Annotated in this window: 24 protein-coding genes; 2 read left to right on the top strand and 22 right to left on the bottom strand. The window is 47.9% G+C overall.

Features of this window, described 5'->3' with window-relative positions:
* Positions 1–208 precede the first annotated feature (208 nt).
* Positions 209–835: a TVP38/TMEM64 family protein gene (locus ACFPTP_RS15560; protein WP_381446632.1), complete on the bottom strand. Its 627-nt coding sequence runs from the start codon at positions 833–835 to the stop codon at positions 209–211.
* A gap of 148 nt (positions 836–983) precedes the next feature.
* On the opposite strand from ACFPTP_RS15560, the gene ACFPTP_RS15565 reads away from it, so the two are divergent.
* A complete protein-coding gene (locus ACFPTP_RS15565; protein WP_381446635.1) occupies positions 984–1709 on the top strand; it encodes an AzlC family ABC transporter permease in 726 nt (241 codons plus the stop codon).
* Positions 1709–2017: an AzlD domain-containing protein gene (locus ACFPTP_RS15570; RefSeq protein ID WP_381446640.1), complete on the top strand. Its 309-nt coding sequence runs from the start codon at positions 1709–1711 to the stop codon at positions 2015–2017. Before ACFPTP_RS15565 ends, ACFPTP_RS15570 begins: the two co-directional genes overlap by 1 nt.
* Positions 2018–2096: 79 nt before the next feature.
* Here ACFPTP_RS15570 and ACFPTP_RS15575 read toward each other — a convergent pair whose 3' ends face one another.
* From ACFPTP_RS15575 to ACFPTP_RS15675, 21 genes are all read right to left on the bottom strand, one after another.
* Positions 2097–2360, bottom strand: a complete 264-nt coding sequence (locus ACFPTP_RS15575) for a CsbA family protein (protein ID WP_381446642.1) — start codon at positions 2358–2360, stop codon at positions 2097–2099.
* Between the two features lie 25 nt (positions 2361–2385).
* Positions 2386–3555, bottom strand: coding sequence for a PDZ domain-containing protein (locus tag ACFPTP_RS15580; protein WP_381446644.1), 1170 nt, complete (start codon positions 3553–3555; stop codon positions 2386–2388).
* 222 nt (positions 3556–3777) lie between these two features.
* Positions 3778–5220, bottom strand: a complete 1443-nt coding sequence (locus tag ACFPTP_RS15585) for a S41 family peptidase (protein ID WP_381446647.1) — start codon at positions 5218–5220, stop codon at positions 3778–3780.
* A gap of 71 nt (positions 5221–5291) precedes the next feature.
* Positions 5292–5891 (bottom strand): redoxin domain-containing protein, encoded by a 600-nt coding sequence (locus ACFPTP_RS15590; protein ID WP_381446649.1) that lies wholly within the window; start codon positions 5889–5891, stop codon positions 5292–5294.
* Complete coding sequence (locus ACFPTP_RS15595) at positions 5888–6547, bottom strand: hypothetical protein (RefSeq protein ID WP_381446651.1); 660 nt, start codon at positions 6545–6547, stop codon at positions 5888–5890. Before ACFPTP_RS15595 ends, ACFPTP_RS15590 begins: the two co-directional genes overlap by 4 nt.
* Positions 6548–6722: 175 nt before the next feature.
* Complete coding sequence (locus ACFPTP_RS15600; protein ID WP_381446653.1) at positions 6723–8009, bottom strand: murein hydrolase activator EnvC family protein; 1287 nt, start codon at positions 8007–8009, stop codon at positions 6723–6725.
* Between the two features lie 99 nt (positions 8010–8108).
* A complete protein-coding gene (ftsX, locus tag ACFPTP_RS15605) occupies positions 8109–8993 on the bottom strand; it encodes a permease-like cell division protein FtsX (protein WP_381446655.1) in 885 nt (294 codons plus the stop codon).
* Positions 8983–9669 (bottom strand): cell division ATP-binding protein FtsE, encoded by a 687-nt coding sequence (gene ftsE / locus ACFPTP_RS15610; RefSeq protein WP_381446658.1) that lies wholly within the window; start codon positions 9667–9669, stop codon positions 8983–8985. The genes ftsX and ftsE overlap by 11 nt, the downstream gene beginning before the upstream one ends.
* A 338-nt stretch (positions 9670–10007) precedes the next feature.
* Positions 10008–10328: a cytochrome c551 gene (gene cccB, locus ACFPTP_RS15615; RefSeq protein WP_381446660.1), complete on the bottom strand. Its 321-nt coding sequence runs from the start codon at positions 10326–10328 to the stop codon at positions 10008–10010.
* A 118-nt stretch (positions 10329–10446) separates the two neighbouring features.
* Entirely contained in the window at positions 10447–10728 is a 282-nt protein-coding gene (locus ACFPTP_RS15620) for a hypothetical protein (protein WP_381446662.1), read from the bottom strand.
* Positions 10728–11829 (bottom strand): peptide chain release factor 2 gene (prfB, locus tag ACFPTP_RS15625; protein WP_381446827.1). Its coding sequence is split into 2 segments (ribosomal slippage): positions 10728–11756 and positions 11758–11829, totalling 1101 coding nucleotides; the frame shifts between segments, so codons are not numbered across the junction. The genes ACFPTP_RS15620 and prfB overlap by 1 nt, the downstream gene beginning before the upstream one ends.
* Before the next feature lie 105 nt (positions 11830–11934).
* A complete protein-coding gene (gene secA, locus ACFPTP_RS15630) occupies positions 11935–14439 on the bottom strand; it encodes a preprotein translocase subunit SecA (protein ID WP_381446830.1) in 2505 nt (834 codons plus the stop codon).
* Between the two features lie 223 nt (positions 14440–14662).
* On the bottom strand, positions 14663–15226 hold the full coding sequence (gene hpf / locus ACFPTP_RS15635) for a ribosome hibernation-promoting factor, HPF/YfiA family (protein WP_381446664.1): 564 nt from the start codon (positions 15224–15226) through the stop codon (positions 14663–14665).
* 126 nt (positions 15227–15352) lie between these two features.
* Positions 15353–15736: a PilZ domain-containing protein gene (locus ACFPTP_RS15640; RefSeq protein WP_381446666.1), complete on the bottom strand. Its 384-nt coding sequence runs from the start codon at positions 15734–15736 to the stop codon at positions 15353–15355.
* Between the two features lie 57 nt (positions 15737–15793).
* Positions 15794–17275 carry a methyl-accepting chemotaxis protein gene (locus ACFPTP_RS15645; RefSeq protein ID WP_381446668.1) on the bottom strand — a complete coding sequence of 494 codons (1482 nt, stop codon included), beginning with the start codon at positions 17273–17275 and terminating at the stop codon, positions 15794–15796.
* A 115-nt stretch (positions 17276–17390) separates the two neighbouring features.
* Positions 17391–18857, bottom strand: coding sequence for a methyl-accepting chemotaxis protein (locus ACFPTP_RS15650; RefSeq protein WP_381446670.1), 1467 nt, complete (start codon positions 18855–18857; stop codon positions 17391–17393).
* Positions 18858–18957: 100 nt separating this feature from the next.
* Positions 18958–19296 carry a flagellar protein FliT gene (gene fliT, locus ACFPTP_RS15655; protein ID WP_381446672.1) on the bottom strand — a complete coding sequence of 113 codons (339 nt, stop codon included), beginning with the start codon at positions 19294–19296 and terminating at the stop codon, positions 18958–18960.
* 11 nt (positions 19297–19307) lie between these two features.
* On the bottom strand, positions 19308–19709 hold the full coding sequence (gene fliS, locus ACFPTP_RS15660) for a flagellar export chaperone FliS (RefSeq protein ID WP_381446674.1): 402 nt from the start codon (positions 19707–19709) through the stop codon (positions 19308–19310).
* Between the two features lie 56 nt (positions 19710–19765).
* Entirely contained in the window at positions 19766–21253 is a 1488-nt protein-coding gene (locus ACFPTP_RS15665; RefSeq protein WP_381446676.1) for a flagellar hook-associated protein 2, read from the bottom strand.
* 15 nt (positions 21254–21268) lie between these two features.
* Positions 21269–21640 carry a flagellar protein FlaG gene (flaG, locus tag ACFPTP_RS15670; RefSeq protein ID WP_381446679.1) on the bottom strand — a complete coding sequence of 124 codons (372 nt, stop codon included), beginning with the start codon at positions 21638–21640 and terminating at the stop codon, positions 21269–21271.
* Positions 21641–21779: 139 nt separating this feature from the next.
* A complete protein-coding gene (locus ACFPTP_RS15675; RefSeq protein ID WP_381446681.1) occupies positions 21780–23255 on the bottom strand; it encodes an AMP-binding protein in 1476 nt (491 codons plus the stop codon).
* Between the last annotated feature and the right edge of the window lie 15 nt (positions 23256–23270).

Below are 23270 nucleotides of genomic sequence, written 5' to 3' on the forward strand. Positions count from 1 at the left end.
AGGAGGACAGGAACTATTTCAGTTGTTTTGTAAAAACCATCCAGCGCGAGCAGTGAAATGCAGACGCAATGCACTCCCCGCGATTAAAAAAACGCATAAATTCATTTTTTCACGCATAAATCACTAGAATCACGCATAAATCTTTCCAAACGCGCATAAATCCCTTTATTCACGCATAAACCGCCCGAAACGCGCATAAAGGCACTGCTCAATCTTCTTCTTTATCTCCTTGGAAAATCGTACTCGACTCCTCTTCCACTTTCCGATCAATCCGCTTCTCAAACCACTTGCCTACGAGCCATAAAAGTACGATAATCCCAATGACAATTCCCGTCCGAATGGGCTGCGTCAACAACGCCTTCAAGTCATACCCGATGAAACCTATCGTGAAAACCATAACGAATTTCCCCGCCATAAGGACCGCCAAATAACTTTTCTTCTTCATATTAGACAAGCCTGCTACAAGATTCACAAGTGCGGAAGGCGTAAACGGAAAGCAAATCAATATAAACAGTGGCCCGAAACCGTTCCTCTCGACCCAGCCGATCAACCGCTGTACGCGCTCATGTCTTGTCAAAAAGCGCAAAAAACGATTCCTTCCATATTTTCGGATTATCAAAAATACGGCATACGAGCCCACCGTCGCCCCCGCCCATGATAAAACAAAACCGTACCATATTCCGTAGGCCACAGAATTCGCAATAACAAAAACGAATAGCGGCAAAAAAGGTAAAAACGATTCTATGAAAGGCAGCAAAAGGCCGATAAACGGCCCCAACGCCTTGTACTGACCCGCCAACTCGGTAATTTTATCAACATCTAGCCATTCACCCATCTGCAACACCCTCGCCTATCAACAATCGGCTTTTCCGATTCCTGCTATCAATATATTATCGAATATTCCCTTTTCCCTTATAGAATAACACCAAAACGTCAAAATATAGTATAATTTCAATCATACATATGAGAAAGACGTGACAGCCTTGGTAAAAAATCAATTCACTGCCGGCCTGAAAGCCGGACTCAGCATCGCGATCGGCTACTTCCCGATCGCACTCACATTCGGTTTGCTCGCCAAGACGACAGGCCTCTCCCTTATCGAAGCGACCGCGATGAGCATATTTGTCTACGCCGGAGCCGCTCAATACATATCGCTCAATCTAATATCGTTCGGAGTCGATCCCTTCACGATCGTCATCAACACATTCATCGTCAACATCCGCCACTTTCTAATGACGGCTTCGTTGAATGAAAAGATGCATCGCGCACCGAAATGGGTGAAAGCGATCTACTCATTCGGCATTACAGACGAATCGTTCTCGGTCCTTGCAACGGGGAAAGAAGGGAAAATCTCGACCGCCTACGCATTCGGCGTGACGATCATTGCCTACGGCAGCTGGGTCGCCTTCACTGCGGCAGGCCACGTCGTAGGCGCCAATCTGCCCGACTTCCTGCAAGTCGCCATGTCGATCGCCCTTTACGCCATGTTCATCGGCCTGCTCGTTCCCGCCATGAAAGGGAACCGCAAAGTAGTCAATCTTGCGGCACTCGCAGCCGTCATCCACTGCATCATCTATCTCGGCGAACTGCTTTCAACCGGCTGGGCAATTCTCGTCTCGACGCTCGGTTCGGCGATTCTTATTGAAATCATCTATGCACGGCGAGGCAATAACGCCCATGCCCTGCTCAAGGAAAAGGAGGAATCGTAATGGGACCGACCTATTGGTGGATGCTCTTTGGAATGGCACTCGTCACCTACATTCCGAGGATGGTGCCACTCACATTCCTTGACGGCAAGGAACTGCCCCCGATCGTCAGCGGCGTCCTTAGCAACATTCCGTACGCTGTACTCGGAGCACTCATCTTCCCGGCGATCATTTTCGTCCAGGAAGGCAATATCCTATTCGGCGTGATTGGCGCCTCGACCGCCTTCCTTATCGCGTTTTTAGGCGGTGGCGTCATGCCGGTTGTGCTAGGAACGATTGGCGTGCTTGCTATTTATAGCTTTTTTATGTGATTAAAGCTTGGTGAGTGATCATAAATCCCGCATAAACGAAGAATAAGGCCGCTCCATAACCGGAGCGGCCTTTAATTATTCATTCATCCACCTGATTTCCCTGCTTCCTCGCCCTCTTCACCATCCGCGTCGCATACCAGAACCCGACCGTCAGCGAAAGTGCATCTGCCGCGTACAAAATCCAGTTATGCGTGTAACCCGCATAAACCGATGCCGCGATGAGCGCAATCGTCAACGCCAGTCCGACAAGATGGTGGAACGTGACACGCGTGAAAAACACGACGAGCAATCCAGGCAGGAACAAGGCGAGCATCAATTTCGTTTCCAATGTTGCGATATCCATTTTCCACCTTACCTTCCGAATCGGATCAACGGACGACTAATAGTCCTAACCGGTGATGATCATGACGGTAGAGCACTTGCTGCATGAGCCGCACTTCACCGTCGCGGCCAATCACTTGCAGTCGGCAATGGGCCGCATTCACTTGAATCGCATCATACAATTCCTTTTCATTCGACACTTGGATGCCATTTACCTTACGGATGCATTCCCCTGGAACCAATCCGAGTTTTTCACCCGGCGAGTCCGGCAAGATGCCCGCGATGATGACGCCCGTCGATTGGGGTGCAGCCGCAAATCCACCCTTCCGCTCCCGTACAGCGACCAGGATGGAAAGCATGACCCTGCAGACGACACCGATAAGCAGCGCCGCCCAGCCGAGTATCGGCATCCACCAAGCAAGTGCACCAACAATGACGACAACGACGCCCAGTACGGTGACTGCTTGTCCAATTTTCGGGAACAGCACGTCCGGAAAACTTGCCCTTGCAACTTGGGAAAAACCGATAATAATCGGCACTGGCAGAAAACTGAACGCGGTAGCCCCTATCGTGAATTGCGGCCAATATGGCGCGATTGCCGACAGGAGATCTCCAGGAATTACAAGCAAGATCGGCAATAGCCAAAGCCGTTTGGATTTAAACGCTGCAGCCCTCAGCCCGCGGTTCGTCTTCGCCAAAAACGGAGAAGCATAAGCGGCAGTATGATGGCGGATGAGGAACCCCTCCACAATAAGGAAAAGCCCCGCAATAACCGGAACCGTCAGTGCCATGTCCCCGAACGGGTCGACGTCAGCTGGCGACCATCCGCTATACGTAAAGTCGGGTCCCCATTGCTGGAATGCATACAGACCGAAAAATGCGATTGCCGCAAAATAGATCGGCGATGCTACCTGATAGTAAAACGTAATCATCGCGAAAATGGCGACTGCTGAAAAGATTACGATCCAACCAACATCGACGGTCAAGCCGATTCCCGAGATCAATACCGAAACAATCAGCGCAGGCAGCCATGATTCAGCAAGGAGCCTTTTCATTTCCGTCAAGCCGGGATGAAGTCGCACGAGGAAGCTGCGCCGCTCCCGCTTTACCCGGAAGTATCCTAACCCGACCGCTGCCACTAGGGCAACCAACCAAACTGGGTTCAGGAAAAATAGTGCAATAGCTTGTACCAGATCCAATAGTACTTGTTCACTCATCAACCTCACCATCCCATCCCCGAAAACATGATTATTCCCTATTGTATCAAAAGAAACGACTCGCGTGTGAGACGGTTGAGAAATTTATCATTTCGCCATGCCAAAAAACTCCCTGCGGGTGCAGGGAGTTTGGAGTGGGAAAATTATTGAGCCCTTGTGCATTTAATAGAGCCCTTGTGTGAATAAATGAGCCCTTGCGCAATTAATTGAGCCCTTCCCATTTCATTTACTCAACAAGTGATGCATATACCCAATCGCGACCTGTAACTGGGTGTCGTTCGCCTTATCTTTACGATAGTTCTCAATGCGTACGCGGAGCGCGGCGAAGAATTTGCGGTCCATGATGCTTTCCGGAGACACTTTTTCATTCACCCGGAATTCGTGTACGGCAACGGCTGTCGTCTCATCGAAGTAGCCGTCATTGCGTTCGAGGTGATAGCCGAGACCGGATAGAATCCGTTGTGCATAGGCGATATCCTCATGATAATCGCCGACTGCATAGACATCCGTCGAGAAACGGATATGCTCGGTGAATAGCTTGTTTTGCTCGGAGACCAAGTCGACGTTGACGCCTTTCCCATGAATCCACGTCTCTTTCGGCGTCAGCCATTTATGGGTTGACAGCTTCATCTCGCCGCCGTTCGAAAGCTCCATCGTATCTTGGACAGTCCCTTTACCGAAGCTCACTTGGCCTATAATGAAGCCCCTTCGCAGGTCTTTAATTGCTCCGCTCAACACTTCGCTTGCCGATGCGCTCCCTTTATCCTGAAGCAGGATAACCGGCATTTTTTTCAGTTTTTCATCATACGTGAATTTCTTTGAAGGCTCCACTGTGAGAGGCGTCAATTGGCCTTTCGCATTTTGCATGTAAGCGAAATTTGAACCTTCCTTCAATAAACTTCCGGCAACTTCACCTACGGCACGCAAATAGCCTCCCGGATTGCCGCGCACGTCGATTACAAGCGCTTCGGCGCCACCTTTGATCATTTCATCGGTCGCCTTCTTCCATTCGGCCGCCGTCTCATCTCCGAACATCGTCAACGCTATGTAACCGAATTTCGTGCCCCTTTCCTCCATCAATTCAGCTGACACCGTTTTCACAGGAATGACTTCACGCATCACTTTCAATTCAAGATGCTTGTTCAAGTCCGGCCTGTAAATGGTCATTTCCAAGGCGGTTCCTTCCTTGCCTTTGATTTTCTTGATGACTTCCTGCAACGTCAATCCTCCGAGCGCTTCCCTGTTGATGCGGACGATTTCGTCGTAAGGCTGCAGACCCGCTTTTTCTGCTGGGGATCCTTTAATTGGCGCAACAATGATAAACCTGCCGCCAGACCTTGTAATTTCTGCACCGATGCCGACTTTCTCACCCGCGAGCGACTCCCGATGCGACGCTGCCTCCTCCTCCGTGAGATACGTGGAATACGGGTCCCCGATTACATCCGCCATGCCGCGGAGCGCCCCTTCGATGAGCCTGTCCCCTTCGACCGGGTACACCGCCTTCTCCTGAATGATGCCATACGCTTCGTCGATGACGGAGAACGCCCCTTTAGTCGCCGAATCCGCCCTTCTCCCTTTATCCGACGAGCAGCCGTCCAACACGAGAAATATGCTCGCCGCCATTACCGCTAATAACGCAAAAACTAAAAACCGGCTTCTGCGCATCGATAACATCCCTCCTCCGTCCACTATATGAACGAAATCAGTCAGTTACGACAACAGAAATCCGGCTTTCTTCAATCAAGGTCGTCAATTAGTGTTTTCAAGGTCGATTCATCCATCGGTCCTTTTACAATTTGGGAAATCGTTCCGTCCGTGTTCAGCATATACGTCGTCGGAATTTGGAACACCACATACTCTTCGCCGACAACTCCCGTTTCATCCAATGGGATTTTGAACGTCAAACCGTATGAGTCAACGAATTCCTGGACGACTTTTACGCCCCGGTTTTCACTGTTCGTCAAATTGACGGCGACGATTTCCACATTATCTTCTTCCGCGGAATTCCGGTAGTAATTTTGCATATGGGGCATTTCTGCCTTGCACGGCGGACACCATGTTGCCCAGAAATTCAGGACGACTTTTTTCCCTTTCAGATCGGATAATTTAAGTGTTTCGCCATCCAATGTGGCGAGCTCGAAGTCGGGAGGGAGATTGCCGAAATCCAATCCGACTGTACCTTCCTTGACATCCCCTTCCGTCCCATCTTTCGGTTCGATGAGGACGTTCGATTTATCTATCGGATCCGCCATCTTCACGTTTTGATTGACCATGATTGCGACCATCGATCCGATGAGAAGCGCGGCGATGACGTAACCGATCACTTTCTTGTTCATCCTGTTTTACCCCCGTCCGTTTGTTCTAAAGTTGATTCCTTCACAAATAGCGCCATGAAAAAAAAGCCGATCAATACCGTCACGAGCAGCGGCGGATTTATCAAACCTTTCGGCTGGATGGCAGCGACAAAGACATGGGCCGCCATGAACAGCAATGAAAGCTGCACGATGTGGCTTCCGCTTTGCTCGACGTTTTTCCAAATGAAAAATAGAAGTCCTATAAATACGACAGCCGTTCCGACGCGCGCGAACAAGCTTCCTTCATTCAACAGTACCATCATCACTTGGAAGACGGCTTGGACAGTTACTGCGCCGATGAAAAGAACGACGAGCATACTCTTGTCAATCCGGCCTTTTTTCCAATCAAGCCATGTCTTGTAAGCGACGAAAGCCAATCCAAGGATGAACCCGACAAGCCCTCCATTGAAATAAACAATCGCGAACGGCGCATGGATAACGATCTTGAAATCCGTGATGATGACCGACAATTTCCATATGATGATAAGATAAAATATTGCATCCCCGAACCGGTTCGCGGGCTGTTTCCCGAATTTCAGCCGGATTGCAATATATGAAAATAGGCAGGCAATGATGAAAGCGACCCAAGTGGAGGGCGCCGTGAAATTGCCGATCAGAAATAGCTTCGTGACAATCATCCGAGTTTAAACCCCTTTAATCCGTATATGGCTAATGCTAAAGGAATTATTTCTTCGTTGCGAGCATAATGCTTCCAGTATCGTGGACAATTGGGAAGACTTTGTGAAGTTTCGCTTGAAATAAAAAAAGGAACCGCATCTGCGAATTGAGATGCGGTTCCGTGTCATTATTCATTTAAAATGAAACATATCGCAACGGGTTCACAGCGCTCGGACCAGATGCTGTCCAGTTCCCGATATGCATTTCGAAATGCAAGTGAGGACCCGTCGATGCTCCCGTATTGCCGATATTTCCGATATACGAACCTTTGTCGACAACTTGTCCAGTGCCGACGCCTATTTTCGATAGATGTGCGTAGACAGTCGTGAAAATACCGCCATTTGTAGAATGAGTAATCATGATCACATTCCCGTAGCCGCCCATTTGCCCGGCATACGAAACGACTCCATCCCCTGCTGCTACGACCGGCGTTCCGATCGGTGCGGCAATATCCGCTCCACGATGTTGACGTTTAGTATTATAGATTGGGTGGACACGCCAGCCGAATGAAGAGGAATACGTTCCATTGGCAGGTTTCGTCCAGAAGCCATTGGATACATGTGGCAGTGAGCCCGGCTTAGCTTTAGCGGCTGCCTCTCGGGCTTTCCGTTTGCGCTCCGCCTCTTTACGGGCGATTTCCGCAATACGCTTCTGCTCGGCGATCACTTTCTTCTCCAATTGTGCGTCTACTTCAATTGCTTCATGAAGTTCTCCTTCTAATTGCTTCTTTTCCCTTGAATGCCTTTCCTGCTCCGCTTCCAATTGGTCGATCACTTTATTTTTCTCTTGTTTCCTTGCTTTTAGATGTGCATTCAGCTTTTCGAACTTCGCTTTATTGTCTTCCAACTCTTTCAGCTTTTTTTCAACAAGCGCTTTTTCAGCTTCAAGCTGCTCAATATCTTCCTGCTGTTTACGCATAATATCGCGGTCTGCATCCATCAGTGTTGAGACTGCGGAAAAACGGTCGATGAAATCAGCGAAACTATTAGCGCCAAGCAGGACATCTATGTAACTGACATCGTTGCCCTTCACTTGCATCGCGCGCACTCTTTCCCGAAGGACGACATCACGTTCAGCGATCTTCTTTTCGAGATCCTCAATGGATGCCTTCAACTCTTCGATCTCTGCGGTCGTTTTGTTGATGTGATCGATCACGCGGTTGATGTTCGCGTTCGTTTCATCGATCTCTTTATTCAATGCATCGATTTGTTTTAGAAACTTATCGATTTCATTCTCGGTCGCCTTGATTGCACTTTCTTTTTTCTCTATGCCGCTTTTCAGATTTTGCTTTTTTTGTTGGTTTTGCTTTTGTTCCTTCTTCAAATCGCTCAATGTGCTCGCCAATGCCCCTGATCCACCCACAATCGTGGACATCAGGAGGATAGCGGCAAACATTGCCATGATCCATCTACGCTTGTTCAACTTCTTTTTTCCCCCTTTAAGCTACTGCTGCAGGTTGATTCGTTCACAATCAGGCTGTTGCTGGGGACTACAGCGTTCCCCGTATTTCGTGACAGCCTGTCAGACTCTAAGAAATTTGCGGACAGACATGAAACTGCCCCATACGCCGATAAACACGCCCATGAATAGAAGAAGGGCGTTCACTTGGATAATGAAAGGCGTTGCATTCAATAATTGGAATAACTCGTTCTGTAACCTTGGCTGCCATTGTGAATAAAGCTCATAATATGAAACGGAAATGATGACCATCGGAATGATCGATCCGAGAACTCCGAGCCAGACGCCTTCCAGTACGAACGGAATCCGTACGAAGCTATTCGTTGCACCTACTAGTTTCATAATCTCAATTTCTCGTCCTCTCGCAACAATTGTGAGACGGATCGTATTCGAAATTAGGAACATTGCAGTGAATAGTAGGGCAAGGATAAGCACCATTCCAATGTTTCTGCTCATGTTAAGCACATTGAACAATTTCTCGATCTTTCCTTCACCATAGACGACTTGATATGTGTTGTCGTATGTGTCAATCTTCCGGGCAACTTCCGCGGTCTTATGGGGATCCGTCGCTTTCACATAGAGCGCGTCCCCTAACGGGTTGCTCTGTTTGTAAAGGTTCAATTCATCTCCGAAGGAGCTGATCATCTTTTCCAGCTCTTCGTCCTTTGTCGCATGGACGACTTCGCTTACACCCGGCGTTTTCCGGACTTGCTGTTCCAACGTTTTCACAGCATCGGCATCTGCCGCCGGTTCTGTGATGACTTTGATTTCAACATCATTCTCCAGATTATCCGCTAATTGGTTCAAGTTCATCATGATGACGATGAACACCCCGACGAGCAGAAGTGTGACAGTAACCGCACTGACAGAGGCGAACGTCATCCAGCTGTTCCGGCCGAGGCTTTTTAGGCTTTCTCTGAGATGTCGCCCCATCGTCCTAGCTTTCATAATCGTATACCCCTTCGTATTCATCCCTCGTGATCATCCCGCCATCGACGACGATGACCCGATGTCTGATTGTATTTACAATTTCTTTATTATGCGTGGCCATGACAATTGTCGTGCCCCGCGCATTTATCTGTTCAAAAATCTTCATGATCTCCCAAGATGTATCTGGATCTAAGTTCCCCGTCGGCTCATCCGCAATGACGACCTCGGGGACATTGACAATTGAGCGGGCAATGGAAACCCGTTGCTGTTCGCCGCCCGATAGTTCGTTCGGGAACATTCTCGCCTTTTGCGTCAATCCGACCAGTGCCAAAACATCATTCACTTTTTTGCGGATCTGTTTCGGTGTTTCCTCGATCACTTCAAGCGCGAATGCAACATTCTCGTAAACATTCAATTTAGGAAGCAGTTTGAAGTCTTGGAAAACGACGCCGATCTGCCTTCTCAAATAAGGGACTCTCTTATTTCTTAATGTTGCAAGATTTATTCCGTTAATAATTATCTCGCCTTTTGTCGGGGATTCCTCGCGATACATCATTTTAATGAACGTCGATTTCCCCGCCCCGCTCGGTCCAACGACATAAACGAACTCGCCTCGACCAATTTCGACGTTGATGCCATTCGCAGCAACGACCCCGTTCGGGTATTTCTTATAAACATCTTTCATCACAATCATGTAAAAACCACCTGAATCGTATTGTCTTCCACATTTTTCGCCGACAAATTTATTATAACATGTATAGGCTTGCTAAGTATTACAGATATGTTTCATTTGTCCCGACACAATTCACCAGTTCTTTTGACTGAGTGCGTTGAATCGACATGATGTGCGCCAGCTTCCCTTTTTCGCTATGGTTTTTTTCATAGTTTATTTGATTTAAAGCATTTATTTCAAGCTTGGAACGCTTGCCCTATGTAATACCCTTGCAATAGTTTGGGAATGATTTTCCACTTTTTTAATCAACATAAAAAACGCAATGGGCCGTTTATGACCAATTGCGTTTTTCGTTATTCTTATTTCTTTTCAGCAAGCCATTTTGCAACAGCGTCCAATTCTTCACCTTTAATCAAACCGCCTGGCATGCCGTCCTTTCCGTTTTCGATAATATCATGAATTTCACTTTCGGAAAGCTGGGATCCGATGTTCGCCAATGCCGGAGCAGTTCCACGTCCTTCAAGATTGCCGCCATGACAAGTTGCACAGTTGGCTTGGAAAACTTTGTCCGCGTCAACGCCAGCTGTAGTTCCTTCACCAGCATTGTTTTTGTTCCCGCCGCCGCATGCACCAAGTACAAGCGCCGCGCCAAACATGATTGCTACTAGCTTGTTCTTCATGTTGTTTCCTCCTGTCAAAAAATTATTCTACATTCCTTAGTATACCAAAGGATCGGGATTGTACACCGTTAGCGTTGGCCTCCATTTTTATCAAATTCATGACAAATTGGAAAGTTTTTCACTTAGTGTATTCATCCGATTTGCCTTTACCTTTTACTATTGACGTAATTCGGAATTTCAAACCTTTTTCGGTGGAATTTTGGCGTGTGCTTTGGTGGTTCATTAGTCCCGAAATGACGATAACTTTGTGAAAATGACCGATAACTGTTGAGAAATGAACGATAAGTCGGCGCAATTGACCGATAAACTTGTGAACTTGACCGATAACTGTCAGGAAATGATCGATATCGAGAAACTCAACAAAAAAAAGCGCACCGAAGTGCGCTTTTTCAAGTTTCATTATGAGATTTTCGAACGCAGATATGCGTTGATGAACATGTCGATTTCTCCGTCCATGACGGCGCCGACATTTCCAGTTTCTTCGTTCGTACGGTGATCCTTCACCATGGAATATGGATGGAACACGTAGGAGCGGATCTGGCTTCCCCAACCGATCTCTTTCTGCTCGCCCCGGATTTCAGCTAAACGCGCTTCTTCCTCTTCCACCTTCAGTTGGTAGAGCTTCGCTTTCAAGAGGTTCATCGCACGTTCACGGTTTTTGATCTGTGAACGTTCCGTTTGACACGTCACGATTGCGCCAGTCGGAATATGCGTGATCCGTACTGCGGAATCCGTCGTGTTGACGTGCTGACCGCCCGCACCGCTTGAACGGTACGTATCAATCTTCAAGTCTTCCGTCCGGATTTCGATATCGATGTCGCCGTCAAACTCCGGCATCACTTCAACTGAAGAGAATGATGTGTGGCGACGGCCGGATGAATCGAACGGCGAAATGCGGACGAGACGGTGAACGCCTTTTTCTGCTTTCAAATAGCCGTATGCATTATGGCCTTTGATGGAAAGTGTCACGGATTTCACGCCTGCTTCATCACCGGCTTGATAGTCAAGCGTCTCTACTTTATAGCCTTGATCTTCCGCCCAACGTTGATACATGCGGAGCAGCATGGAAGCCCAGTCCTGCGACTCCGTTCCGCCTGCGCCCGAATGGATTTCAAGCACGGCATTGCTGCTGTCGAACTCGTCACTCAAAAGCATTTGCAAGTCGAAGTCTTCCATCTTTTTCTTGAAGTCTTTCAGCTCGGCTACGAGTTCTTCCTGAAGCTCTTCATCTGCCTCTTCACGAAGCAGTTCAAGCGTCATTTCCAAGTTTTCCTGCGTGTCGTTCAATTCATGGAATGAACCGACTGTCGCCTTCAATGCATTCGATTCTGAAATGACTTTTTGAGCGCTGTCCTGGTTATCCCAGAAGCCTGGCTCCAGCATCACTTCGTCAAGTTCCTGCATCCGTGCCTCTTTGTTTTCTAAGTCAAAGAGACCCCCTGAAGTCCGCTAATTTCTTAGCTGTTTTGTCTAGCTCGTTCCGCACATCGGATAATTCCATCATAGTTGTTCCTCCTGAAAATAAAATGAAACTTCCATCAGCAAACGCGGAAACCCACGCTTACTGATGGGAAGTCAGGTTGTTGCATTTTGTGCCGGACAACAATTATTTGCCGTGGCAGTTTTTGTATTTCTTGCCGCTTCCGCAAGGGCACGGATCGTTACGGCCGATGTTGACCGAACGGCGCACCGGTTTCTTCGTCACTTTCTCGCCGTCCTCTTTGGGGTTTACGGCCTGGCCTTTCGCCACTTCCTCACGCTCGAGGTTGTTGCGGATTTCGGCCTTCATGACATATTTCGCGGCATCGTTTTCGATTGCCGTCACCATTTCCTCGAACATGGCAAAGCCTTCCGCTTGATACTCACGGAGCGGATCCGTCTGGCCATAGGCACGTAAATGGATACCGTGACGCAATTGGTCCATCGCGTCGATATGGTCGGTCCATTTCGAATCGATCGCCCGCAGAAGGACGACCTTTTCAAATTCGCGCATCCGGTCGTCGGACATCTCGGCTTCCTTCTCATTATATCGTTCAATGACCGCATCGTGAATCATAGATTTCAATTCATCTTCGGATTTCCCTTCCATGTCGGCAACCGTCAACCGGCCTTCCGGCAGAAGGTTCGCTCCAAGGAAGTCTTCAAGTGCTTTCAATTTCCATTCCGAATCTTTATCTTCCGGCGCATGCATCGCAACGACACGCTCGATGACGTTCGTCAGCATGTTTTCGAGAACGTCGCGGATATTGTCGGACGCAAGCACTTCATTACGTTCCTTATAGATGATCTCACGCTGTTGGCGGAGTACATCGTCATATTGCAGCAAACGTTTCCGGGAATCGAAGTTATTCCCCTCGACACGTTTCTGAGCAGATTCGACCGAACGCGACACCATCTTCGATTGGATAGGCGTCGTATCGTCCATGCCGAGCTTCGTCATCATGCCTTTCATTTGCTCCGAACCAAAACGGCGCATCAATTCATCCTCAAGGGAGAGGTAGAACTGCGTCACACCTGGATCCCCTTGACGGCCTGAACGTCCGCGAAGCTGGTTGTCGATACGACGTGATTCATGTCGCTCCGTACCGATGACCGCTAGTCCGCCAAGGTCCTGGACGCCTTCACCTAGCTTGATGTCCGTACCACGGCCCGCCATGTTCGTCGCGATCGTCACAGCGCCTTTTTGCCCCGCTTCCAAAATGATTTCCGCTTCACGGCCATGGTTTTTCGCATTCAACACATTATGCGGAATGCCGTATTTCTTCAAGTAATTCGAGATGATTTCAGACGTTTCGATCGCCACCGTTCCGACTAGCACTGGCTGCCCTTTCTTATGGCGTTCCCTGATATCCTCGGCAACCGCTTTATATTTTCCATCCATCGACGCGTAAATCAGATCCGGACGGTCGTCCCGTGCAATCGGCCGGTTCGTCGGGATGGCGATGACATTCATATTATAGATATTACGGAATTCTTCCTCTTCCGTTTTCGCGGTACCTGTCATTCCTGACAGCTTGTCATACATACGGAAGAAGTTCTGGAACGTAATCGTCGCAAGCGTCATCGTTTCATTTTGGACTTCCAAGCCTTCCTTCGCCTCGATCGCCTGATGCAAGCCATCGCTGTAACGGCGGCCTTTCATGAGACGGCCTGTGAATGAATCGACGATGACCACTTCGCCCTCCTGGACGACGTAATCGACATCAATATGCATACTTGCATGCGCCTTTAACGATTGGTTGATCGCATGGTTCAACGTGACGTGCTTCAAGTCGAACAAGTTCTCGATGCCGAAAGCTTTCTCCGCCTTTTCGATACCCGTTTCCGTCAATACGACACCTTTCGTCGACTCGTCATAGGAATAATCCTCTTCCTTTTTCAACGTCGTCACGAAACGGTTTGCCAAACGGTATAGCTCAGCAGACTTCGCCGCTTGTCCGGAAATGATCAACGGCGTACGCGCCTCATCGATCAAAATGGAGTCGACTTCGTCAATGACCGCATAATGGAGCGGCCGCTGCACTTTATGCTCGTCGTACAAAACCATATTGTCACGCAAGTAGTCGAACCCGAGCTCGTTATTCGTCGTATACGTGATGTCAGCAGCATAAGCTTCACGCTTTTCCTCTTTTGACAGGCTGTTCAAGTTCAAGCCGACCGTCATTCCGAGGAATTCGAATAGCTCGCCCATCTCATTCGCATCACGGCTCGCAAGGTATTCGTTCACCGTCACGACATGGACGCCTTTGCCATCAAGCGCATTCAAATAAACCGAAAGCGTCGACGTCAACGTCTTCCCTTCACCCGTCTTCATCTCTGCGATATTCCCTTCATTCAAGGCAGCCGCACCAATGATCTGCACACGGAACGGATACATGCCAAGAACACGGCGCGAAGCTTCGCGGACGACCGCGAATGCTTCCGGCTGGATGTCTTCAAGTGACTCGCCGTTTGCGACCCGCTCCTGGAATTCCGCGGTTTTCGCTTTCAGTTGTTCATCGGAGAGACGCTCCATTTCGGCCGCATGCTCTTCGACTCTATCTGCAATCTTTTCTAGACGTTTCAAATCTCTATTATTCGGATCAAACAATTTATTCAATACGCCAAGCATATACGTCACATCCTCATTAAGTTCACCCTTCATTTTAACACTCTGAAAAGCACCGTGCAAATAGTCCGGGCCATTTTGAAGGGATTTTTCGAAAAATCGTTTTAAATCAATTAACCACTCATAAATCGTTATAAAGACGCATAAGCGCCATAAAAGTTGCACGACGTATATTTCCTATTCATAAAAAACCCCCGGATTTCTCCGGGGGCATTGCCTATTCATTTTAATTAGTTTCAATCAAGCCGTATTTTCCGTCTTTACGTTTGTAGACGATGTGAGTGCCGTCGGATTCTGCATCTGTGAAGATGAAGAAGCTGTGGCCGAGCATGTTCATTTGAAGGATGGCTTCTTCCTGATCCATCGGCTTCAAATCGAATTGCTTCGTGCGGACGACTTGGAACTCAGCTTCGTCGCTTGCTTGCTCTTCATTGTTGCTCTTTTCTCTCTCCACGGATTGCAAGAAGGCTGCAACGCCTTCGCGTTCACGGAACTTGCGGTTCACTCTTGTTTTATATTTCCGGATTTGACGTTCAAGCTTGTCGACGATCAAGTCGATTGCTGCGTACATATCGTCGTGCCGCTCTTCCGCCCGAAGAGTCAAATTCTTCATCGGAATTGTAATTTCCACTTTAGTCTGTTTGTCGTTATACACTTTCAGGTTTACGTGGGCTGTTGCATTCGCGCCCTCTGTGAAGTACCTTTCGAGTTTCAATACTTTTTTCTCGACGTACTCACGAATTGCCGGAGTTACCTCAAGGTTTTCCCCTCGGATGTTAAAGTCTAGCATATGAACTCCTCCTTTAATTAACCGTTAATGTATACTTCTACATCTATATTTTAATCTCCTTCTTTTAATTCGAAGGAAAATTAAAATCTTGTCGATTTGTGACGGAATCATCACGTTTGGAGTTTTTCAGCTTTTCTTCCCGTCGGCTGATCCGACTTCCGTCCGCCTGCGCAGCTTCAGTTCATCGACGATCAACTTCTCGATGGAAGGATCTTCAACAAAATCAATGCCGTACTGGAAACCGTCGATGGATTGCTTTTTCCATGCAATCTTCCCTTCGATTTCGATCGGCGTTTCAAAAAGGGTGAAGTTGAGCCGCAAGGAAACCGGCCCTTGTTCTGAAGGTAAATCGAAATCCGTTATGATTTTCGTGCCGCCCGGACTGATATCCAGCAGAAAACAATCTCCCGGATTGGATTCCGTTGCGCCTTCCCCGACGACGATCCGAAATGTCGCATCCAGCGGAGTTCCGAATGAATGCCTGAAATATTCATGACGCTTATACAGCATTTCACCACCCCGTTCCTTATCTATTCCCTATATTCAGTATAGCAAATCTGGGAACAATTATCGAACTTCAGCCAATTCCTTCGTCCTTCTCATCGTTCCGTCCAACGTCCTGACGATCTGTTCGTTGTCAGATACAGTCGAGTGGACGGTCGCATTCACTTCTTCCAGGGATGCACTTGATTGCGCCAGCAAATCTGCGAATGTGCCCGTCATTTCACCGATTTCGGACGTCTCTTCCGCAATGACTTTCATTTTGGAATCAAACAGTTCGAACTTATGATGCAGCCCGTCCAAGGTTTGATGCATCTGTTCAATTTTCTTTTCCGCTTGAACGGTCATCGCGCCTTGCGATTTCAATTTACCGGTGCTTGCCGCCAAATTTTCCTGTGACCGGCCATTCATTGTATTGACGTCATTCAGGTTGCCGTTGATTTCTGTCAACGTTTCGGCTGTCATATTGGCAAGCTTCCGGATCTCCTCCGCCACGACTGCGAACCCTTTTCCGTGATCGCCAGCGCGGGCCGCTTCAATCGACGCATTCAATGCCAATAGATTTGTCTGCTCTGTGATCGTCGCGATCGATTTTGCGAGCGCATTTGTCCGTTCGATATTTTGCGTGAGTGCGCCAAATGAACCATTCAGTTCATTCAACAGCTGCTCGACCTCTTCCATGCCGGTCCGAACATTGCGCATCACGCCAACAACTTCATCCGACTCCCTGCGCAATTCCGAGGCTTCCTCAACCATCGATCGGGTCTCGTTCTGCATATTCAGCACATCGGTCTGTGTCCGTTCGGCATTTTGCGCAATCCTGCCAATCTGCTCGGCTTCCTGCTCTACACTCGCCGCAAGGGTATTCATGATGCCAAGCAATTCCTGTTGGGAAGCGAGATGCTGCTCAGCGGTCGTGCCGATCGACATGAGATCGTCCGCCACTTGCTCGACATTTTCATTCAAGCTGCGGTGCTTTCGTTCCTCTTCCATTGCCCGTTCCGCCTGCTCCGCCGTGAATTGATTCACACGCACCTCAAGTTTCTTCGTCTGCCTGATTTGGATCAGCAGCCCGACAGCCATGAGGATGAGCGGCAGGACCATACTGCCTTTGCTTGACGCAATCTGCTCCTGGTAAGGATATTTCGTCAAGAACACAAACATGACTACAATGGACAAAACAAAGCCATATGACATGATCCGCGTCGAAACGTGGACGCTTGCAATACCTGCAATGAAAAACGCAATGCCTGCTGTCGTGATGGATGGATCTCCGACAATTCCATTAAAGATGGTGGCAGCCGCCGTAATTCCGATGATGACCCAAGGAAACAGCTTTTCAAAAAACGTGGATTTCCGTGATAAAAGATACAGGACGATGGATGTTGTCAACGGTATCGTCATGCTGATCGTTTTCAACGCATCCTGCCCGGTCAAAAAATAATAGATCACACCGATTAAGGCTGAAGCACCGAGTGTAATGAATAATATGAAATTCTTCTTCGCAAATTGCTCCTGCATTAATTTATCAACATTTTCTGCTCTCATTCCACTTTCCCCCTTGCCTGTTTTGTTAACCGCTTGTCTCTATTTTCAATGTATCATGAATAGTAAATTAGTTCCATCTAAAAAAATAGCCCCGAAGACTCCGGGGCACCATTCTTTATTCTGTTAAACGGATCGCTTCTTCATGCGTCTTCTGAATATAGGAAGCCACTCTTTGCTGCTCATCGACCGAATCGGTCAATGTCGCATTCAACTCTTCGATTGCAGCAGTGCTTTGCTGCACAATCGCTGCGAAATCCATCGTCCGTTGCTGGATCCTTTCGCTATTTTGTGATATTGTCTGGAATTCATCGTTGAATGCCGTCAGATTCACTTTCAACTTATCCATTGCCTTGTAAAGGGAATTGAAGGATTGCACCGATTCTTCTGCGACTGTCGACTGAATACTTAACTGTTCAAGACCCTCTTCCATTTTCGTGACGGCCAATTCGTTGTATTCATTCACATCACTCAAGTTCTGATTAATCTTATGAAGTGTTTGGTCCGTCATGCCCGCAAGCTTCCGGATCTCCTCTGCGACAACCGCAAATCCTTTCCCGAATTCACCTGCACGGGCTGCCTCGATCGATGCATTCAACGCCAATAAATTCGTCTGGTCCGTAATTGCTTGAATGGAAGTCGCAAATTCATTCGTCTCCGTTATCTTTGCCGTCAATGCCCGGAAGGTTTCATTCAGTTCTTTGAAAGAATCCGAAAACAAATCCATATTCTTTTTCAAGTCGGACATGTTTGCAGCACCTTTTTCCGCTTGTCCACCTGCATCTTCCGACTGGCTGACGATGCTTTGAAAACCGCTTGATATGCTGCCGACCACATCATTCGTCCGTTCCGCCTCGTCGGCGATGTCCGAAATGTGATCCGCCTGATGCTGACTGCCGGCACTCACTTCATTGATAGCCGCAAGCATTTCACGCTGGGATGAAGATGATGTTTCTGAACTGTTACGAAGCTGGGCAAGATAATCCGTAATCGTTCCGACTGCTTGCTCCATATTATTTTTCAATCGCTCTTCTTCGCGGACTTTCGCTTCCGTCAATGCCATCAACTCTTCAACTTTCAAAAACACTTTGCCATTCTGCCGGACAACTAAGAACAGAACAATGCCAGCGAGGAAGAGTAACAATAGCAGATTTGTTCCGCTTCCGATCACAAGCTCAGGTTCAACGAAATTAATATTATTCAATACGAGTGCAGTGAAGCCTAGTACTAATCCAAATCCCATGATCGGCATTTTGCCATGGATCGAAGACAGAGCTAATATGAGCAGAATGATTCCGATTGATCCTAAATTCGCTTCTGAGAAATAAATGACACCGAGCGCTATTGAGAAATTTGCCAGGAGGAATAGATAGGGTACGAAGGTGGAAAGTCGTTCCCATTTCAAGCTTGAAAAATAAAAGAGAATCGCTATCGTGAAAGGAACTGCGACCGAAAGAATGATGGCAAGCGGCGATTGCTGAATGAGTTGCGCCACCAACCCAAGACCACCCGCAATTCCAAATCCAATCATCATAATCCGGTTCTTTTGAAGCCAATCCTGTTTCATCAACTGATCAATATTCATCAAAAAACCTCCAAATGCAATTCAAATAGTGCGAAAACATGAATGATTAGTCATTCATAATAATCGGTAAAAAACCAACCAGGTCTTCCTGATTGGTCATTTATTGCTTTGTATCGTAGAACGTCCCGTCCCGCGCTACTTTGCCATAAGGATTGACATAGCTTTTGACATGTTCTTTCTTGGACTGGGCAGCGGTGATATCGGAACGAATCAATTTCATGTAGGCGGCAAGCGCCGCAGCAACTTGTTTTTCGAGGGTGACGAGCTCCTTGCCCAGCTCCTCTTCTTCAGATGTAAAAGGAGCGACGATTTCCGTCTGCAAGGCGTCCCGTTCATCGAGCAGCCCGTTGATTTCATCGATGGCGGCATCCCGATGCTCTTCCTCGGTACGGCTTGTCGCGGACAGGAGCTGCTGTGCCGTTTCCTGCCACCGGATCATCGCAGGCCGTATCATATTTCGTCCGTGTTCGCGTACTGCTTCGTGCGATTGATCTGGATCACTTGCTTCCACGTATCGCGAAACTCCGTAATGATTCCTGCGGCTTCGTCGTAGAGCGCAAGGTCATTTTTAATGTTTCCTTCAATGAGGCGGTTGTTGACGAAATCATAAAGCACCATCATGTTTTCGGAAACCGGGACGGACATGTCCAACGTCACCATGAGTTCGGAAACGATCGCCTGCGCTTTTTGCGTCGCCGTATTCTTCTCCTCGATATTGCCTTGCTCCAATGCCTTCTTCGCCTGTTGAATGAATTTCAAGCAGCCGTTATACAGCATGAGCGTCAATTCACCAGGCGTCGATGTGTTCACAGAGTTATTCTGATACGTTGCATATGGATTATTAATTGCCATTGATTGCATATCTCCTTTTTATGGATGGGCTCGAGTTGCCACGAGCCAACCCATTGTTACATTCCGCCGCCAAATGCGTTCATAAGGCTTGCGGATTGCATGTTCGCACGTTGGATTGCGCGTTCCATTGCGGTGAACTGTTTCCAAAGACGGTCTTCGGTCATTCGCAAGCGGTCTTCGAAACGTTCGATCTGCTTGTTCATATCGTTCAAGTTCTTGCCTAATGTAAATGTGTCATTCACGTCGCCGACTTTTCCTGCACGTTTGGCGATGGATTTCTGAGTATCGTCGACAATCATCCGCAAACGGCGGGCAAATCCATGCTCTTCCATTTTTGCATCCTTGCCGCCATCCTTTGAAAACATCTCATGGACTTTACCTGGATCTTCGGCAATCGCTTTTTTCAACGTTTCTTCATTAATGATCAATTTCCCGTTATCCATGTAGTTCGAAGAGGTTGTAATTCCGATATCTTTCAACGTTTGTCCATCGAGTGCGCCCATCAGAGCAGTTCGCATTTTGGAAAGCATGCTCGTAATCTCAGCGTCATTGCGCAATGTACCGCTTTTCGCCTTCTCTTCCCACAACTCAATCTCTTTTTCTTTCATTTCATTTTTCTGTTCTGCAGAAAGAGGTTGGAAAGAACGGTATTTCGGCTCGCGGATCTGTTTGTTCAGGTCTTCGATGAGTTTGTTGTATTCGTCCACGTATTTGACAATGGAATCGAAAATTTTGTCAGTGTCCGCAGTAGAGCTGAATGAAATGTCTTTTGAATTTGCTTCGTTCAAAGTGAATTCGAATCCATTCAATTTGAAATTATTTGTTGAGCGGGTCATAGTAAGTCCGTTGATGGAGAATTCGGCTTGTTGACCTTTCACAACGTCAACGTCTTTCAGATTAAGAGCTTCAGCAAGATCCCCAGACATTTCAATTTCTTTTTCGTCTTGCCCCAATGCACCTCCATGTTTAGAGGTGACTGCAATCATTCTCGTTTTTGGATCAAAGAAAGCGTTGACGCCACTTTCTTTATTGATTTTATTCAAGACAGTCTGGAGTGTATCAGATTTGTCGAAAGTTAATTGTTTTACCTCAGACATCTTACCATTTTCATCTATTGCGCTAATTTCTATATTAATTTTCCCATCAGCTGTAAACTTGGAACCCTCTAAGTCCTCTAGTTTTGAATTCACTGTAAAATTTTCTTTTCCAATTGGTGCTGAACTTTTTGCTGTAGAAGATCTTGCCAGTTGTGTAACTTTAATCGTCCCTGCAAAATCACTCGTCGAGCCCGCTCCCTTGATTGTAACGTCACTCGATGAAACATTGACTTTCTTAGCCTGGAAATTCGTCGACAAAATCATATTGTTGAACGTATTCTGGCTAAAATCGAACAATTGTCTATTCACAGCCCGATAATCATCCAATTGCCACTCAAGGTACTGTTTCTTCTGTGTGATTTTTTCCATTGGGAGGCGGTGGGCTTTCATCATGTCTTTGATGATCTGTTCCGTGTCCATCCCTGTCGCTAATCCGCTAATTCGCATGTGTTAGGTACCTCCTCATATTTTCCGGTCGATGAGCAATCCGACAAACTCCTTCATGGCCGCATAAATATCCATCAGCTTTTTCGAAGGAATCTCTCGGACCACCTCGTCTGTTTTCGAGTCGACGATTGTTACGTAGTATTCCTTTAATTCATTATGCAATTTGAATCGTAATTGCGTGTTCACGCTTTCGAGGAACTTATTCATACTATCGGTCATCTGCTGTGCTTTTTCAACGGGCAGTTGACGTTCTTCCCCTGCTTGTTGCTGGTTTTGTACTGATACTGCCTGCACTTCCGCCACCGCGACTCCCCTGTCCGGTGCTGTGCTTTCCACTTTCGAGCCGATTTGCTGCGTGCCGTTCGCTCCTCCAATGCGTCCAACCATATTCCCAGCCTCCCTGTAATTGAAAATCCCATTGCTTCTTATATCGGTCTACGCCCAAGAAAGTTGAGCGCCCAAGGGAAAAATAACCGTATTATTGGAAATAAAAAAAGCGGCAACCAAAAAGGTCGCTCGCCATTCTTCAAGCCAATCGCAGCAATTCATTTTTATCAATTTTCCCGACGTGCGTCTTCGGCAGCTCAGGCACGATGATGAATTGCTTCGGGATTTTATACGAGGCCAAAAAGCCCTTGCAATGCGCAATCAACATCATGTCGTCAATTATGCAATCTTCCTCGACCGTCAGGAATGCAACGACTTTCTCCCCCCATACACCGTCTGTCATGCCAACGACCGCGGCTTCCCGAATGCCTACACAAGTGATGAGGCACTGCTCCACCTCTTGCGGATACACATTTTCCCCGCCCGTAATGATCATATCCTTCTTCCTGCCAACGATATAGGCATCCCCGTCATGATCGACTTTTGCCAGATCCCCCGTCCTGAGCCACCCGTCCACGATCGCTTCCCCTGTTTCGGACGGTTTATTCCAATAGCCTGAAAACATATGCGGACCTTTGACATACAACTCGCCGATTTCCCCTTCAGTGCACGGATTGCCATCGAGATCGAGCACTTGGATTTCATTGAACAGCATGCTTTTCCCGACAGAGCCGATCTTCCCCGCCGCCACTTCGGGAGTGATGAAGAAATTATTCGGCCCGGCCTCCGTCAAACCGTACCCTTCCTTGAATCGCAGCCCTTTATCGCGGAAGGCATGGTAAATCGTCTGCGGACAAGGCGCACCACCGGAAAGGAAGACGTCCATCGAAGGAAAAGTGGACTGCCGGAAATACGGCGTCCCGACCATCAGCTGATACATCGTCGGGACGAACAGTGAAATCGTCGCCGCGTATTTGTCCGTCGCCATCAGCGCTTCCGTCGGTTCGAATTGATGCCCGACTACGACTGTTCCACCCGCCATGAGCAATGGAATACATAAGGCGTTCAGCCCGCCCGTATGGAAAAGCGGCATATAATTGATTGTCGTATCACGTGCTGAAAGTCCCCAGCTTGTAATTGTGTTGAGCGCATTCCAATTGACCGCATCATAGGAAAGCATGACGCCCTTCGGCAAACCGGTCGTGCCGCCCGTATAGATGATCATCCACGTGTCGGAGCGATTGCCGCGAACGTCCGGTTGCCAATTCGCAGGTGCAGTGATCGTTTCGATGACGGAAAGTGAAGCCGTGCATTTCGCTGTCAATCCATTCATCCGATTTTCAAAGTCATCATGGAAGAGGAGTAAAGCCGGCGTGCAATCGTCAAGCAGACCTTGCAATTCAAATCGGCTCAAACGCCAGTTGAGCGGGACATAGACAAGTCCTTGCAGCTCGCAGGCGAACAGGACGGCGAAGAGTTCCGGGCTGTTCGGGGAGTAGACGGCGATGCGCTCTCCCTTTTCATAGCCTTGCGTACGGAAGAAAGACGCCCAGCGCATGATCCGATGTTTCAAGTCCGCGTATGTCCAGCACGTTTCCGAATGGACGTCGATCAATGCGGGCCGTTCCGCGGAGAGTGCGGCCCTTTTCAATATCCAGCCATGCTCATGGAACACGCGGAACCCCTCCTC

This window comes from Sporosarcina koreensis, assembly GCF_042655825.1.
GTDB lineage: Bacteria > Bacillota > Bacilli > Bacillales_A > Planococcaceae > Sporosarcina > Sporosarcina koreensis.